This window comes from Sphingomonas sp., assembly GCF_965227385.1.
GTDB lineage: Bacteria > Pseudomonadota > Alphaproteobacteria > Sphingomonadales > Sphingomonadaceae > Sphingomonas.
In genome coordinates this window covers 597,236-610,334 of record NZ_OZ245750.1, presented here as the reverse complement: position 1 = coordinate 610,334, position 13,099 = coordinate 597,236, and the positions used below count along the sequence as shown (strand labels likewise).

The 13,099-nt window shown below is 66.5% G+C and carries 14 protein-coding genes and 1 tRNA gene; 9 read left to right on the top strand and 6 right to left on the bottom strand.

From position 1 onward, the window contains the following. Window positions 1–75: 75 nt before the first annotated feature. The 5 genes from ACO05N_RS02845 to ACO05N_RS02825 all read right to left on the bottom strand — a co-directional run bounded on the left by ACO05N_RS02845 (window position 76) and on the right by ACO05N_RS02825 (window position 4,130). Window positions 76–912, bottom strand: a complete 837-nt coding sequence (locus tag ACO05N_RS02845) for a GGDEF domain-containing protein (protein WP_422055690.1) — start codon at window positions 910–912, stop codon at window positions 76–78. 75 nt (window positions 913–987) lie between these two features. Next, window positions 988–1,938, bottom strand: coding sequence for a hypothetical protein (locus tag ACO05N_RS02840; RefSeq protein ID WP_422055689.1), 951 nt, complete (start codon window positions 1,936–1,938; stop codon window positions 988–990). A 26-nt stretch (window positions 1,939–1,964) separates the two neighbouring features. Beyond that, the gene (locus tag ACO05N_RS02835) at window positions 1,965–2,168 is read right to left on the bottom strand and encodes a DUF1289 domain-containing protein (RefSeq protein ID WP_422055688.1); all 204 of its coding nucleotides are present in this window, start codon (window positions 2,166–2,168) and stop codon (window positions 1,965–1,967) included. Continuing rightward, window positions 2,165–3,559, bottom strand: a complete 1,395-nt coding sequence (locus ACO05N_RS02830) for a DEAD/DEAH box helicase (RefSeq protein ID WP_422055687.1) — start codon at window positions 3,557–3,559, stop codon at window positions 2,165–2,167. The genes ACO05N_RS02835 and ACO05N_RS02830 overlap by 4 nt, the downstream gene beginning before the upstream one ends. An 88-nt stretch (window positions 3,560–3,647) precedes the next feature. Continuing rightward, entirely contained in the window at window positions 3,648–4,130 is a 483-nt protein-coding gene (locus tag ACO05N_RS02825; protein ID WP_422055686.1) for a hypothetical protein, read from the bottom strand. An 81-nt stretch (window positions 4,131–4,211) separates the two neighbouring features. On the opposite strand from ACO05N_RS02825, the gene ACO05N_RS02820 reads away from it, so the two are divergent. Together ACO05N_RS02820 and ACO05N_RS02815 are read left to right on the top strand one after the other, a co-directional pair. After that, a complete protein-coding gene (locus ACO05N_RS02820) occupies window positions 4,212–5,672 on the top strand; it encodes an FAD-binding oxidoreductase (protein WP_422055685.1) in 1,461 nt (486 codons plus the stop codon). A 30-nt stretch (window positions 5,673–5,702) separates the two neighbouring features. Beyond that, a complete protein-coding gene (locus tag ACO05N_RS02815) occupies window positions 5,703–6,485 on the top strand; it encodes a SapC family protein (RefSeq protein ID WP_422055684.1) in 783 nt (260 codons plus the stop codon). A gap of 257 nt (window positions 6,486–6,742) precedes the next feature. On the opposite strand, the gene ACO05N_RS02810 is transcribed toward ACO05N_RS02815, so the two are convergent. Continuing rightward, window positions 6,743–7,582, bottom strand: coding sequence for an N-formylglutamate amidohydrolase (locus tag ACO05N_RS02810; protein WP_422055683.1), 840 nt, complete (start codon window positions 7,580–7,582; stop codon window positions 6,743–6,745). Window positions 7,583–7,727: 145 nt separating this feature from the next. Here ACO05N_RS02810 and cpdR point away from each other — a divergent pair, with 145 nt between their 5' ends. From cpdR to ACO05N_RS02775, 7 genes are all read left to right on the top strand, one after another. Further along, the gene (cpdR, locus tag ACO05N_RS02805; protein ID WP_422055682.1) at window positions 7,728–8,105 is read left to right on the top strand and encodes a cell cycle two-component system response regulator CpdR; all 378 of its coding nucleotides are present in this window, start codon (window positions 7,728–7,730) and stop codon (window positions 8,103–8,105) included. 69 nt (window positions 8,106–8,174) lie between these two features. Beyond that, a tRNA-Val gene (locus tag ACO05N_RS02800) sits at window positions 8,175–8,249 on the top strand. A gap of 219 nt (window positions 8,250–8,468) precedes the next feature. Beyond that, window positions 8,469–10,058 carry an alpha-amylase family glycosyl hydrolase gene (locus tag ACO05N_RS02795; RefSeq protein ID WP_422055681.1) on the top strand — a complete coding sequence of 530 codons (1,590 nt, stop codon included), beginning with the start codon at window positions 8,469–8,471 and terminating at the stop codon, window positions 10,056–10,058. After that, entirely contained in the window at window positions 10,058–11,071 is a 1,014-nt protein-coding gene (locus tag ACO05N_RS02790) for a glycosyltransferase family 4 protein (protein WP_422055680.1), read from the top strand. The genes ACO05N_RS02795 and ACO05N_RS02790 overlap by 1 nt, the downstream gene beginning before the upstream one ends. Before the next feature lie 189 nt (window positions 11,072–11,260). Further along, window positions 11,261–11,440, top strand: a complete 180-nt coding sequence (locus tag ACO05N_RS02785) for a hypothetical protein (RefSeq protein WP_422055679.1) — start codon at window positions 11,261–11,263, stop codon at window positions 11,438–11,440. A 91-nt stretch (window positions 11,441–11,531) separates the two neighbouring features. After that, window positions 11,532–12,365 (top strand): diacylglycerol/lipid kinase family protein, encoded by an 834-nt coding sequence (locus ACO05N_RS02780; RefSeq protein WP_422055678.1) that lies wholly within the window; start codon window positions 11,532–11,534, stop codon window positions 12,363–12,365. Continuing rightward, entirely contained in the window at window positions 12,362–13,099 is a 738-nt protein-coding gene (locus tag ACO05N_RS02775) for a metallophosphoesterase family protein (protein WP_422055677.1), read from the top strand. Before ACO05N_RS02780 ends, ACO05N_RS02775 begins: the two co-directional genes overlap by 4 nt.

Below are 13,099 nucleotides of genomic sequence, written 5' to 3'. Positions count from 1 at the left end.
GCACGGCGGTTGTGGCGAAACACGCGGCGCTCAACAAGTCATTGTTTCCTGCTCGAAATGACCTTTTCCGGGCGCTCAGGCAGCCCGGCGGCGCGCGGGTGGGGCGACCTCCACCCGGTTGCGCCCCTGTCGCTTGGCGCGCAACAAGGCGGAATCGGCCATGGCGACAAGCTGTTCGACCGAGCCGTGTTCAGGCGCCGTGGCCAAGCCGATCGAGATCGTTACCGGGCGGAGCATCTTTCCATCATGCCGGATGCCCAAGTCGGCAATGCGCGCGCGACTGGTCTCGGCGCGCGCGGCGGCATGCTGTCCGGAGAGCGGAAGCAGAACCGTGAACTCTTCACCGCCATAGCGGAATGCGTTACCCGCCACGCGCGTGCCGTCGGCCAGAGCATTGCCGACGGCGCGGAGCACCAATTCGATCTGTGTCTGCAGCCGCTCGATCATTGTCTTGGCGCGTTCGAGTTCGCGTTCATGCGCGCCGCCAAACAACAGGTTCTGCGCGATCGTGACATCGCCCCGTTGGTAGGCGAGGATCGCCGCGCGCTGCTGCGCGTCCATCGTTTGCGACAACCGTATCGCTTCACGCAGCAGATTATGCTCTTCCGGCAGCGCGCCAGCTTTCGCGACGGGCGCCATGCGCGCCGCAACATCGGCGCGCGACGTCCGGTCGCTGTCATAAAGCAAGCGATAGATCGGGTCGCCGGTAACGACGAACTGGCGGGCATGATCGGCCGACAGGAACATCGTCTTGCCGAGCCCGGTCGTCGCGCGGTCCAGCGCATAGCGGTGTGCGACCGCGGCGCGCTCATGTTCATGGGCGTCCGATGCGAGCAGCATCGTCACGCCCGACGTCAGCGTCAGGACGAGCGTGGCACCATATGCCCAGTTGGTGATCGTGGCGAGGCGCATCCGCCCTATAGAGGGTGGGCGCTGCGTCCGGGTCGCGACGCAGCAAAAGCAGCGCTCGGCCCAGGTGGCCTGAGGCTATTGCGCGTCCGACAGGATCAGCCCCGCCAGCGCGACCGGCACCGGGGCATCGCCAAAGTCCCGCACGATCTCGATCTGCGCACCCTCGGCGTCGATGGCCTTGACGATCAACGATGCGCCGCCAAGGTCGACCGTCGCCGGCAGGCGATCGAGCTGGATTGGTCGCAGATGCTTGAACTGCGGTTCCTTCGCCAGCATTTTGGGGTAGCGGTCCGTGGCGGGGCCATCGACTGCGGGGTCGAACAGGGTGGTGACCCGGCCCTTGCCCTCTGCACCGACCAGCATCAGCCCTGCGGCCACCGCCTGCTTTTCACGCATCAGTACCGGGCCGACCGAGAATAGCCGCGTATCGGGGCGTGATGTCGTGAAGCGGACCGCGATGCGGTGGCGCGGATCGGCGCTCAGCACCATCGGCTGGAACCCGGCATCGCCAGCGAACAGCAGGCGGACCAGCTCGAAGGCGACTCCGCCAAACACGCCCGGCCCGGACGGCGGGCGGCTCAGCGTACCCAGCATCAGCTGATCGAACACGCCATCGCCGCCCTCGTCGACAAGGCACAGGCGCGACTCGAGTTTGATCATCGCAGTGGCCGCCTTGTAGCCGCTGTCGCCGCCGCAATAGGCGCGGTGGCCGGGATCGGCGGTGGCGACGCGATAGAAGCGCGCGCCTTTGGCAAGCCGCAGCGTAACCGGCGTCTTGGCCAACGGCATGCCGGGCAGTTCGACGTCGCTATCGTCGGTGAGGATCGCGGCTTCGGCGAGTGCGACGGGCTGGGTGAACACCGGCTCGCCCCATTTGACGCGCCGCACTTCCCTGGCGGCGGGCTCCAGCGGCTGCATCGTCCAGGCGGCTTTGCGCCAGCTGCTGGTTGCGTCCTGTGCGGCGCTCGTGCCGGCCAGGGTCAGCGCGATGGTCACCGCAGTGAACCGCCAAAGACTTCCGTTCATCATCCCCCCGTCCTGCGCGCGACGCGTCAGCGGCGTTCCTCGATGGCGTCCAGGATCGCGCGGCGGCGATCATCGCTGGCGGTGGACCATTCCGCAATCTCGTCGAGCGTGCGGTGACAGCCTTTGCAGACATCGGCGTGATCCAGGCGGCAGAGGCCGATGCACGGGCTGGCAACCCCCGGGACCGGGGTGAAGGCGAGGAAGTCATCCTCGTCCATCGCTGTCGTCACGCAGGGATCGTAAAGTTCAGGAAGTCCGGAATCGGGCCGTTCCAGCCGCCATCATCCTTTGCATCGGGGCCGTCGTCGCGGGCCTCGTAGCGCTGGTCGCGGCGCGGGCGCTCGTCACGGCGGCCGCGGGGGCGGTCGTCGCGCGGGCGCTCTTCCCGCGGTTTCGGCGCGCGCGCTTCCTCACGGGGCGCGTCGGCGAGAGGAGCCGGGTCCTGCTCTGGCTTGGCCTTGCGGCCGCGCGGCTTTTTCGGTTCTTCCGGCGCGTCCTCGGGCAGGGTGCCGATCCGCTCGATCTTCTGCCCTTGCAGCTTCTCGATATTCTCGATCGCCTCGGCGTCGGCGCTGCTCACCAGCGTATAGGCCGTGCCGGTCGCCCCCGCGCGGCCGGTGCGGCCGATGCGATGGACATAGTCATCGGGATGCCAGGGCGCGTCGAAATTGAAGACGTGGCTCACACCCTTGATGTCGAGCCCGCGCGCCGCGACATCGGATGCGACGAGGATGTTGACGTCACCCGCCTTGAACCGGTCCAGTTCGGCAATGCGCGACGACTGGTCCATGTCGCCGTGGATTTCGGCCGAGCGGAAGCCGTGCTTGCGCAGGCTCTTGTTGAGTTCCCGGACCGTCGTCTTGCGGTTGCAGAAGATGATCGCGGTGCGGACATCCTCGCTGCGCAGCAGGCGGCGGAGCAGGTCGCGCTTGGCAAAGCCGCTCGACGGCGCCGGGACCAGCCGCTGGGTGATGTTGGTGTTGGTCGACGCCGGGCGCGCGACTTCGATCGTCTTGGGGTTCGACAGGAACTTGTCGGCCAGCTTCTTGATCGGCGGCGGCATCGTCGCCGAGAACAACAGCGTCTGGCGGTTGGCGGGCAGCTTCGAACAGATCGTTTCGATGTCGGGGATGAACCCCATGTCGAGCATCCGGTCGGCCTCGTCGATCACCAGCAGGTCGCAGCCGGTCAGCAGGATCTTACCGCGTTCGAACAGGTCCATCAGGCGGCCGGGGGTGGCGATGAGGACGTCGACGCCCTTTTCCAGCGCCTTGACCTGATCGCCCATCTGCACGCCGCCGATCAGCAGCGCCATGCTGAGCTTATGGTGCGTGCCGTACTTCTCGAAATTCTCGGCGACCTGGGCTGCCAGCTCACGGGTCGGCTCGAGGATCAGGCTGCGCGGCATGCGCGCACGGCTGCGCCCCTGCGCCAGAATGTCGATCATCGGCAGCACGAAGCTGGCGGTCTTGCCCGTTCCGGTCTGGGCGATGCCGATCAGGTCGCGCATCATCAGCACCGAAGGGATCGCCTGGCGCTGGATCGGAGTGGGTTCGGAATAGCCAGCCTCTGTGACGGCCTTCAGCAATTCGTCAGAGAGGCCGAGATCGGCAAAGCTCATTCAGATGTCCGGAAAATGGGGGCGCGCCCCTCAAAATAAACTGAGGCGCTCTCCGGGAAACGGCGCGAAAAGTCAAGGTAAACGCGGATCAGCGTTCCGGCGTCAGCGTGCGGAACGACTTGATGCGGCATTCTCCGCCCGAGCGCGAACGAAATGAGTCGCGTTTGGCGCACAGCTTTCCGTCCTTGTTCGGCTTCACATAGAAGCCGGCATAGAAATCGAGCGCGGGACATTCATTACCCAGCTTGGCCCGCACGCGCCGCCCGCCCGACAGGACCAGGTCGACGCTGTCGGACCGGATGATCGCCGCGCCGGACAGCGATTCCGCCGAGACGCAATCATCGGCGCGTTTCTCGACCCAGGCGATCGGGGGCAGCGGCGCAGGGGGTGGGGCGGCGATGCGGCGCACCGGTTCGGGGCGCGGCACGCGGATCACGATATGCTGCTGGATGCGAACCTGCGCCAGCCGCACCGGCGAGGCGGCTGACGGCGACGGCTGCTGCTTGCCCTGTCCCGACGCAGCGGGGGGCAGCAAAAGTGCAGCGCACATCGTCGCGATCAACGGCTTCACCATATTGTCATGCCCTATACGCCTCAGGGTTGAACAGTGGATGAATTGCACCGCAGTGTCCCGCCATGATAGCGCGGAGCCATGACCGCTCCCGATCCCGCCGCCACCTTCAGCGCCTTCGCCGCCGCCGTGGGCGCGCGCATTGGTCCGGGCGCGGTGGTGACCGATCCCGACATGATCGCGCCCTGGCTGAACGACTGGCGCGGCCGCTACCATGGCGCTTCGACGCTGATGATACAGCCCCGCTCGACGCAGGATGTGGCTGCGATCGTCGCTCTGGCCGCTGCGCATCGCATACCGTTGGTGCCACAGGGGGGAAATACCTCAATGGTCGGCGGGGCGACGCCGCCTGCTGATGGTAGCGCGGCAATCCTGTCGCTGCGGCGGATGAACGCGATCCGCAGGATCGACGCCGATGCCGGACTGGCGGTGGCGGAGGCAGGGGTCATCCTGTCCGACCTGCACGATGCCGCGCTGGCGCAGGGACGGCGCTTTCCGCTGACATTGGGGGCGAAGGGCAGCGCGACGATCGGAGGCCTTGCGTCGACCAACGCCGGGGGGACGCAAGTGCTGCGCTTCGGCACGATGCGCGCTCTGGTGCTGGGGGTCGAGGCGGTGTTGCCCGACGGCAGTATTCATGACGGCCTTGCTCCGCTCAAGAAGGACAATCGCGGATACGACCTTAACCAGCTCCTGGTGGGGGCAGAGGGAACGCTGGGCGTAATCACCGCGGTTACGCTCAGGCTGGTCCCGGCGGTGGCGGCGCGCGCGGTCGGCTGGGTCGGGGTCGACTCGCCGCACGCCGCGCTGGACCTGTTGCGGCTGTTCGAGGCGGCAAGCGATTCGATCGAAAGTTTCGAGATCGTGCCGGCGCATTCGCTGGCGCTGGTGCTGGAGCATATTCCCGGGACGCGCGATCCGCTGGCGGGGCCGCACCCCTGGCATGTGCTGATCGAGTCGGTGGCGAGCGATGCCGCGGCCGAACCGCCTGCCCAGACGCTGGAGCGCCTGCTCGCGGCGGGGCTCGATCGCGGACTGATTCGCGACGCGGCGATTGCCGCGAGCGAGGCGCAGGCCGAGGCGCTGTGGAAGCTGCGCGATTCGATTTCGGAGGCGGAGCGCGCAAGCGGACCCGCACTTCAGCACGATATCTCGGTCCCGGTTGCGGGAATGCCGGATTTCATGATCGACGGCGCGGCGGCCGTCGAGGACGCGTTTCCGGGTACCAGCGCGGGCGCCTTCGGGCATCTGGGCGATGGCAATGTCCATTTCCACGTCCGCGCACCTGCGGGCGCCGATAGCGGCTGGGTTGCGGAGAATTCAGGCCGAATCAGCCCGTTCGTGCATGACCTGGTGGTCGCGGCGGGTGGTTCGATCTCCGCCGAGCATGGTATCGGCCAGATGAAGCGCGACGAGCTGGCGCGGTTGTCGTCGCCCGCACGCATGCATGCACTCGCCGCGATCAAGCGCGCCTTGGATCCCGACAATCTGTTCAATCCGGGGAAACTGGTTACCCTTGCGCCCGCGCGCGCCGATCAATAGACCGCGCACACCTAAATCCAGGAGAATTTCATGGCCAGCGCGCCGCAAGCACAGGGTCTTCCCGTTTTCTACAACGACCTTATCCCGCTCTCGAGCGAGATGCATGGCAATTTCCGCATCCGTCCGGCCGCCACCGCGCCGTTCCTGGGCAAGCAGCACGCCGTGCCGCTGACCGTCGAGGAGTTCCCGCTGGTCCAGCGCTATATGCCGATCGTTTTCTCCGCGGGGGACGAACCGGTGCCGCTGGCGCTGATGGGCCTGAACGAGGGCGTCAATGTCTTCTTCGACGAGGATGGCAAGCCGCGCGGGACCGAGCCGATGTATATCCCGGCCTATGTCCGCCGCTATCCATTCCTGCTCGCCCGGCTGCGCCCGGACGCAGAGGAGCTGTCGCTGTGCTTCGACCCGACCACCGACACGATTGGTGCGTTCGAGGATGGCGAGGCGCTGTTCGAGGACGGCAAGCCGAGCGAGCTGGTCCAGCAGATCCTGAAGTTCAACGAGGAGTTCGAGATGGCGGGTCAGAAGACCGGCGCGTTCCTCAAGGAACTGAATGACCTCGGCCTGTTGATGGATGGCGAAGTCGCGATCCAGCCGGACGGCGCGGCACAGCCCTATATCTATCGCGGTTTCCGCATGGTCGACGAGGCGAAGCTCAACGAGATGCGCGGCGACCAGCTGCGCAAAATCCAGCAAAACGGCATGCTCCCGCTGATCTATGCGCACCTCTTCTCGCTCGGCCTGACCCGCGAGATTTTCGGTCGCCAAATGGCGCTGGGCGCAGTCGCCCCGCAAGTTGCGCCGGTAGCCTGATCCCGAATCCCTCCGGAGCCGCACCGGCGGCTCCGGCGGTAAATTCAGCTGATTTGCCTTGCAGACGGGTAATTTAGCCCCGTCGGAACCCTCGGTTCGTCGCATTTTGAGCTGTGGCCTTGAAGCCACGGTCAAGCATAACTATACTGTGTTTAGCGCGGTTTCGTGTCCCCCCTTTCGCGGACCCGCGCGGCACGCCCTCGGGCGTGTCTCCTCCCTGAACCTAGGCCGCCCGGTGGCAACACCGGGCGGTTTTTTTATTGCGCCGCCGCGGCGAGGGGCAATGCTTCGTCGGCAATCGCATCGATGATCGCGCGCAGCAATCGCGTCGTGGGCTCAAGGCCCGGTCCCGGCTGCTCGCGGCGACGGTCCAGATACAGGCTACGGTCGAACTCGAGCTGGATCGCGTGGATGTTGCGCGCCGGGTCGGCATGGCGCTCCAGCACATGGCCGCCGGCATAGGGGGTGTTGACCGCGCTGCGCACCCGCGCGGCATGCGCGACCCCTTCGATCCGGGCGACGAAGCGTGCGGCGCTCGCGCGGCCGAACCGGTCGCCGATGACCAGCCGCGCCCCTCCCGGTGCAAGCGGGGGCATGGAGTGGATGTCGAGGAGCACTGCAACACCGAACCGCGCCCGCGCCGCCGCCAGCGTCGTGGCCAGGGCGGCGTGATAGGGGCGGTGATCCTGTTCGATCCGCGCGCGCACCTCCTCGGCAGCGAAACGGCGGCGCCAGAGTTCAACGCCGCCGACGCGGCGCGGAACGAGGCCCAGCCCGCTGCGCAGCTTGAGCGACTGGGCGGCTTCCGGCACCGGCACGGCGCCCTCGTCGATGCGGGGGTCGCGCTCATGTTCGGCGCGGTTGAGGTCGATCCACGCACGCGGTCGCGTCGCGATCAGCATGGTTTCGATCCCACGCGCGCCCAGCGCGAGCGTATCGGCGTGGCGATCTTCGAGCGGGAGCAGGCTGTGCAGCGGCGCGCGGAGTGCCGCGCGGAGCGCCAGCGGATATTCGCGCCCGGCGTGCGGCACGGACAGCACGACCGGTGAAGCGGGATGCTCTGGCCCATGGCAGTCAAAGGGTGGTCGCACGCTCACCTGCCCAGCCTATGCCGGGATCCCCGGTATCGCAACGTCCGGCTGGCCGATGCGGCCGGTCAGGCGCATGGCTGGAATTTCTTAAGGGCTTCGCGCATAACATGGCGACGGGCAGGTGCAGGCTTCGGCCGTGGATGAGGGGCGAATGATCAGGATATTGTTGGCCGAGGACGATCAGGTGATGCGTGAATACCTCACGCGCGCTTTGGAGAAGTCCGGCTATGCCGTCACCGCCGTCGACCGCGGGACCGCCGCGCTCCCGCTGATCGAGGCCGAGCGCTTCGATCTGCTGCTCAGCGATATCGTGATGCCCGAAATGGACGGGATCGAACTGGCGCAGCGGGCCGCCGAGATCGCGCCGGACATGCGCATCATGTTCATCACCGGCTTTGCCGCAGTGACGCTGAAGGCGGGCAAGCAGGTGCCGCAGGCACGGGTGCTGTCCAAGCCGTTCCATTTGCGCGATCTGGTGCTGGAAGTGGACCGATTGTTCGAGACCGGGCAAATCCCCAGCCTCAATTGAAACGGGCGCTTGCATGGGGGGACGACCCCCGCTAAAGCGCCGCTTCCCGAGATTCGCCGCAAGGCGAGTGGGCGTGTAGCTCAGTGGTAGAGCACTGTGTTGACATCGCAGGGGTCGCAAGTTCAATCCTTGCCACGCCCACCATGATCAAGCCCGTCAACTCAATGAGTTGGCGGGCTTTTTCAGGCCTTCGGAAGATCGGTGGATCGGACGCCGTCCCCGGATGGACCCAGGGATTGCGCACACCCATGTCGACGTCGCGACGGGCCGCCATCGAAAACCGACCGCGGCGGGCGGCAATCGAGGAACCTCGCGGCGCGTCCGTCGCTATAGTGCGTGCGCGCAAGGGCGTTGGGGGTGGCGATGGCAAACAGTCCGTGGTGGAAAAGCGCGGTCATCTACCAGATCTATCCGCGCTCGTTTCAGGACAGCGAAGGCGACGGGATTGGCGATCTCGCGGGGATCGAGCACCGCCTCGACTATCTTGTCGCGCTCGGCATCGATGCGATCTGGCTGTCGCCGGTCTTTCCCTCGCCGATGAAGGATTTCGGCTATGACGTGGCGGATTATTGCGCGATCGAGCCGATGTTTGGTGACCTTGCGGTCTTTGATCGGCTGTTGACGGCGGTTCATGACAGGGGGTTGCGCCTCATCCTCGACTTCGTGCCGAATCACAGCTCCGACCAGCATCCCTGGTTCGTCGAAAGCCGCGCGTCGCGCGACAGTCCCAAGCGCGACTGGTATATCTGGCGCGATGCGAAACCCGATGGGTCGCCGCCCAACAACTGGATCAGCGACTTCGGCGGATCTGCATGGGAATGGGACGCGACGACTGGGCAATATTATCTGCACGCGTTCCTGAAGGAACAGCCGGACCTCAACTGGCGCAACCCCGATCTCAAACAGGCGATGTTCGACGTGCTGCGCTTTTGGCTGGACCGTGGGGTCGATGGGTTCCGCATCGACGTGCTGTGGCACATCGTCAAGGCGGCGGACCTGCCCGATAATCCACCAAACCCCGACTGGACACCCGACCGCACCGAGCGCGACCGCGTCCTCCAGCGCCATTCGACCGACCAGCCCGAGGCGCATGCCATCTCGGCCGAAATGCGCGAGATCGCCGATGACTATGGCGAGCGGCTGCTGATCGGCGAAATCTTCCTGCCCAATGCCCGGCATGCGCGCTGGTACGGCACGGCGGAGCGGCCGCAGGTACAGCTGCCCTTCAATTTCCAGCTGATCGAGACTGGCTGGAACGCCGGACAGCTGCGCACACTGATCGCGGACTATGAGGCGTCGCTGCCCGCGCATGGCTGGCCCAATTGGGTGATCGGCAGCCATGACGCGCCGCGCATCGCCGGGCGCATCGGCGAAGCGCAGGCGCGCGTCGCGGCGATGCTGCTGCTCACGCTGCGTGGCACACCGACGCTGTACCAGGGCGACGAGCTCGGCATCGGTCGGGTCGACATTCCCGCCGACCGGATCCGCGATCCGCAGCATCTGCGCCAGCCACAACTCGACATCGGGCGGGACCGATCGCGCACGCCGTTCCCGTGGGACGACAGCCCCAATGCGGGCTTCAGCACCGGCGAACCATGGCTGCCGCTCAATGCCGACTGGCGAACGCGCAACGCCGCGGCGCAACTGAACCGGCCGGGGTCGATGCTCGGGCTGTATCGCGATCTGCTGGCGCTACGCCGGGCCAATGCGGCGCTTTCGATCGGGGATATCGCGTTGCTCGACACGGACGGCGACCTGCTGGCCTATGAGCGTGTCTGCGGGAGCGAGCGCCTGCTGATCGCGCTCAATCTTGGCGGCGCACCGGTGCCGTTGCCCCGACCGAATGACAGCCGCCCGATGCGGTGCCTGCTGTCGACGCTCGGACCGCGCGCGATGGACGGCATGCTTCAGCCCGATGAAGGCGCAATCTTCGACTTGCAGGACGACAATTGATGCGCATCGCGATGCTCGCGCCGATCGCCTGGCGCACGCCGCCGCGCCACTATGGGCCGTGGGAGCTGGTCACCAGCCTGCTGACCGAGGCGCTGGTCGCGCGGGGAGTCGACGTAACCCTGTTCGCCACGCGCGACAGCGTCACGACTGCGACACTCGATGGCGTGGTGCCGGCGTCGTACAATGAGGATCCGTCGATCGACGCCAAGGTGTGGGAATTCCGGCACCTGGCGCATGTCTTCGAGCGCGCCGACGCATTCGACGTCATCCACAACCAGGCGGATTTCCCCGCGCACGCCTTTGCCAACCTGACGTCGACGCCGATCGTCACCACGATCCACGGCTTCTCGTCGGATCGCATCCTGCCGATGTACGCGCCCTATCAGGATCGCGTGCACTATGTCGCGATCAGCGACGCCGACCGCCACCCAGACCTGCGCTATGCCGCGACGATCCATCACGGCATTCCGATGGACGCGTTTCCGCTGAACGCGACGGGCGGCGACGACCTGTTGTTCTTCGGGCGAATCCATCCCGACAAGGGCGCGGCCGAGGCGATCGCTGCGGCGCATGCCAGCGGCATCCCGCTGCACATGTACGGCATCGTCCAGGACGAAGGCTATCATCGCGACATGGTGATGCCGCAGGTCGATGGCGCGACGGTCCATTATCACGGCCCCGTCGGCGGAGAGCGGCGCCTGGCGGCGCTGGGCAATACGCGCGCCCTGCTGCATCTCATCAACTTCGACGAACCTTTCGGACTGTCGGTGATCGAGGCGATGGCGTGCGGTACGCCGGTGATCGCCATGCGCCGCGGATCGATGCCCGAACTGATCGAGCACGGCGTTACCGGATTTCTGGTCGACACGGTCGACGATGCCGTCGCCGCAATCGCCCGGATCGGCGATTTCGATCGCGCCACCGTGCGCGCGCGCGTGCGGGAGCGCTTCTCCGTGGAGCGGATGGCAGACGCCTATATCCGCTTGTACCGGCGCATATCGGGATTGGCGTGACCACCGTCGAATTATGTCCGGATGCGGTGTTCCCCGTGCCTCGACGGCGCAGCGTCCCGACGGTTGCTAGTGCATTGCACCGGCGGGCTTTTTTAACTCCATTTGCGACGAACAATGCGATGAACTGAGCACCCTAATGCGCTGTTCGCAGGTTCTTTCCCTACGAGTGGGAAACACCAGGAGAGAGCCATGAACGAGCGTCAGCAGGACCAGACCCCGGGCGGTCAGCAGAACCAGCAGGGCAACCAGAACGTCGATCGCCAGCAGAACCAGCAGCCGCGTGAGCAGCAGGATCCGCAGGGCGGGACGACGCCGGACGAGATCGCCGACGAGGGCGAGGGTGATAGCGGTACGGATCAGCAGCGCTGATCCAAATGTTCCGCTATCGAAAGGGGCCGCCGACGCGGCCCCTTTTTTGCGCATGATGCGAAACAATCCGTGCGCCATGCGTTGGCGCGGCATGCAACGCCTGTGGTTCATCACCAACCCCCATTCCGGCTCCGCCACGCAGGAGAAATGCATGGCGCTGGAAGCTGTGTTCGAAGAGCGCGGCCTGATCCTCGCCGGACGTACCCGCTTTCCGGACGATGCCGTCCCCGATGCCGCAGCGCTCGACGCAGCCCATGTCGATACGGTGGTCCTGTTCGCGGGCGATGGAACGATCAATGCCGCGCTGTGCGCACTGGCGGGCTGGGACGGCGCATTCCTGATCCTGCCCGGCGGAACCATGAACATGCTCGCAAAGATGTTGCACGGGGATGCCGACCCGGCGGAGATCGTCCATGCGGCGCATCATGCATCGCGGCGCGTTGCGATGCCATTTGTCGAGGCCGGACCGCACCGCGCCTTTGTCGGCCTGATCGTCGGTCCCGCCGCGCATTGGGGTCGTGCGCGCGAAGCGGCACGGGCCGGGCGGCTGTCGCGGCTGGCGGGCGCGTTGCGCAATGCGTGGCGGCGGACGTTTGGCCGTGGCATACGCCTTCGCGGGGTCGCGGACATGGACCGGCGCTATCAGGCGATCTTCGTGGCACCCGCGCACGGCGCGCTGCAGGTCAATGCGATCGACGCGCGCGACTGGGGCGCGATTGCAGAGCTGGGCTGGACCTGGCTGACCGGCGACTGGGTGGCCGCCCGCGCCGTGACCCAGCGCAACGCGGCGGAGATCGAACCCTATAGCAGCCGCCCGGTCCTGGCCTTGTTCGACGGGGAGCCGGTGACGTTGGCCCCGGGGACCGTGGTCCGCGCCGGTATGACCCGGCCCAGCTTTCTAGCCACCGCGGGGGAGGGGGCATGACCCGGCTGTTTCATGTCAGCGACATTCATTTCGGGGCCGAAGACCGGGTGGCACTCGACTGGTTTGCCGATCGTGTCGCGCGCGAGCGGCCCGACGCGGTGATCGTCACTGGCGATCTCACCATGCGCGCCCGGCGGGAGGAATTTGCCGCCGCGCAGGCATGGCTGGAGGCACTGGACCGGCCGATCACGGTCGAAGTCGGCAATCACGATCTGCCCTATTTCAATCCCTGGGCGCGGTTCGTGACCCCTTATCGCCGCTATCAGGCGCTGGAGCGCATGATCGAGCGCCCGCTGGAGCTGCGCGGCGTATCGATCGTCCCGCTCAAGACGACTGCGCGTGCGCAGCTGCGGCTGAACTGGTCGAAGGGCTATGTGAGCAGCCGGGCGATCGGGCGTACCCTGACCCAGCTTGCCGAAACACCGGACGATCACCTCGTTCTGGTCGCCTGTCACCACCCGTTGGTCGAGGCGGGCACGCGCAGCACGTCCCATACGCGCGGCGGGCGCGCGGCACTGGAGGCACTGGCGCAGGCCGGCGCCCATGGCGTGCTGACCGGCCATGTCCATGATCCGTTCGACATCGTCCACGCGACGGCCGCCGGGCCGGTGCGGCTGATCGGTGCGGGCACCCTGTCGGAACGCGTGCGCGACACGCGGCCCTCGTTCAACGAACTGCACGTGGCCGACGGCGCGCTGGAAACCCGGGTCAGGGAGATGGGCGACGCGCGCTGA

Bases quoted from the DNA above. Each gene is read 5' to 3' on its own strand.
- ACO05N_RS02795 (WP_422055681.1), top strand. From the start codon at position 8,469: ATGGCAAACAGTCCGTGGTGGAAAAGCGCGGTCATCTACCAGATCTAT.
- cpdR (WP_422055682.1), top strand. From the start codon at position 7,728: ATGATCAGGATATTGTTGGCCGAGGACGATCAGGTGATGCGTGAATAC.
- ACO05N_RS02830 (WP_422055687.1), bottom strand. From the start codon at position 3,559: ATGAGCTTTGCCGATCTCGGCCTCTCTGACGAATTGCTGAAGGCCGTC.
- ACO05N_RS02845 (WP_422055690.1), bottom strand. From the start codon at position 912: ATGCGCCTCGCCACGATCACCAACTGGGCATATGGTGCCACGCTCGTC.
- ACO05N_RS02790 (WP_422055680.1), top strand. From the start codon at position 10,058: ATGCGCATCGCGATGCTCGCGCCGATCGCCTGGCGCACGCCGCCGCGC.
- ACO05N_RS02775 (WP_422055677.1), top strand. From the start codon at position 12,362: ATGACCCGGCTGTTTCATGTCAGCGACATTCATTTCGGGGCCGAAGAC.
- ACO05N_RS02820 (WP_422055685.1), top strand. From the start codon at position 4,212: ATGACCGCTCCCGATCCCGCCGCCACCTTCAGCGCCTTCGCCGCCGCC.
- ACO05N_RS02780 (WP_422055678.1), top strand. From the start codon at position 11,532: ATGCAACGCCTGTGGTTCATCACCAACCCCCATTCCGGCTCCGCCACG.
- ACO05N_RS02840 (WP_422055689.1), bottom strand. From the start codon at position 1,938: ATGAACGGAAGTCTTTGGCGGTTCACTGCGGTGACCATCGCGCTGACC.
- ACO05N_RS02815 (WP_422055684.1), top strand. From the start codon at position 5,703: ATGGCCAGCGCGCCGCAAGCACAGGGTCTTCCCGTTTTCTACAACGAC.
- ACO05N_RS02785 (WP_422055679.1), top strand. From the start codon at position 11,261: ATGAACGAGCGTCAGCAGGACCAGACCCCGGGCGGTCAGCAGAACCAG.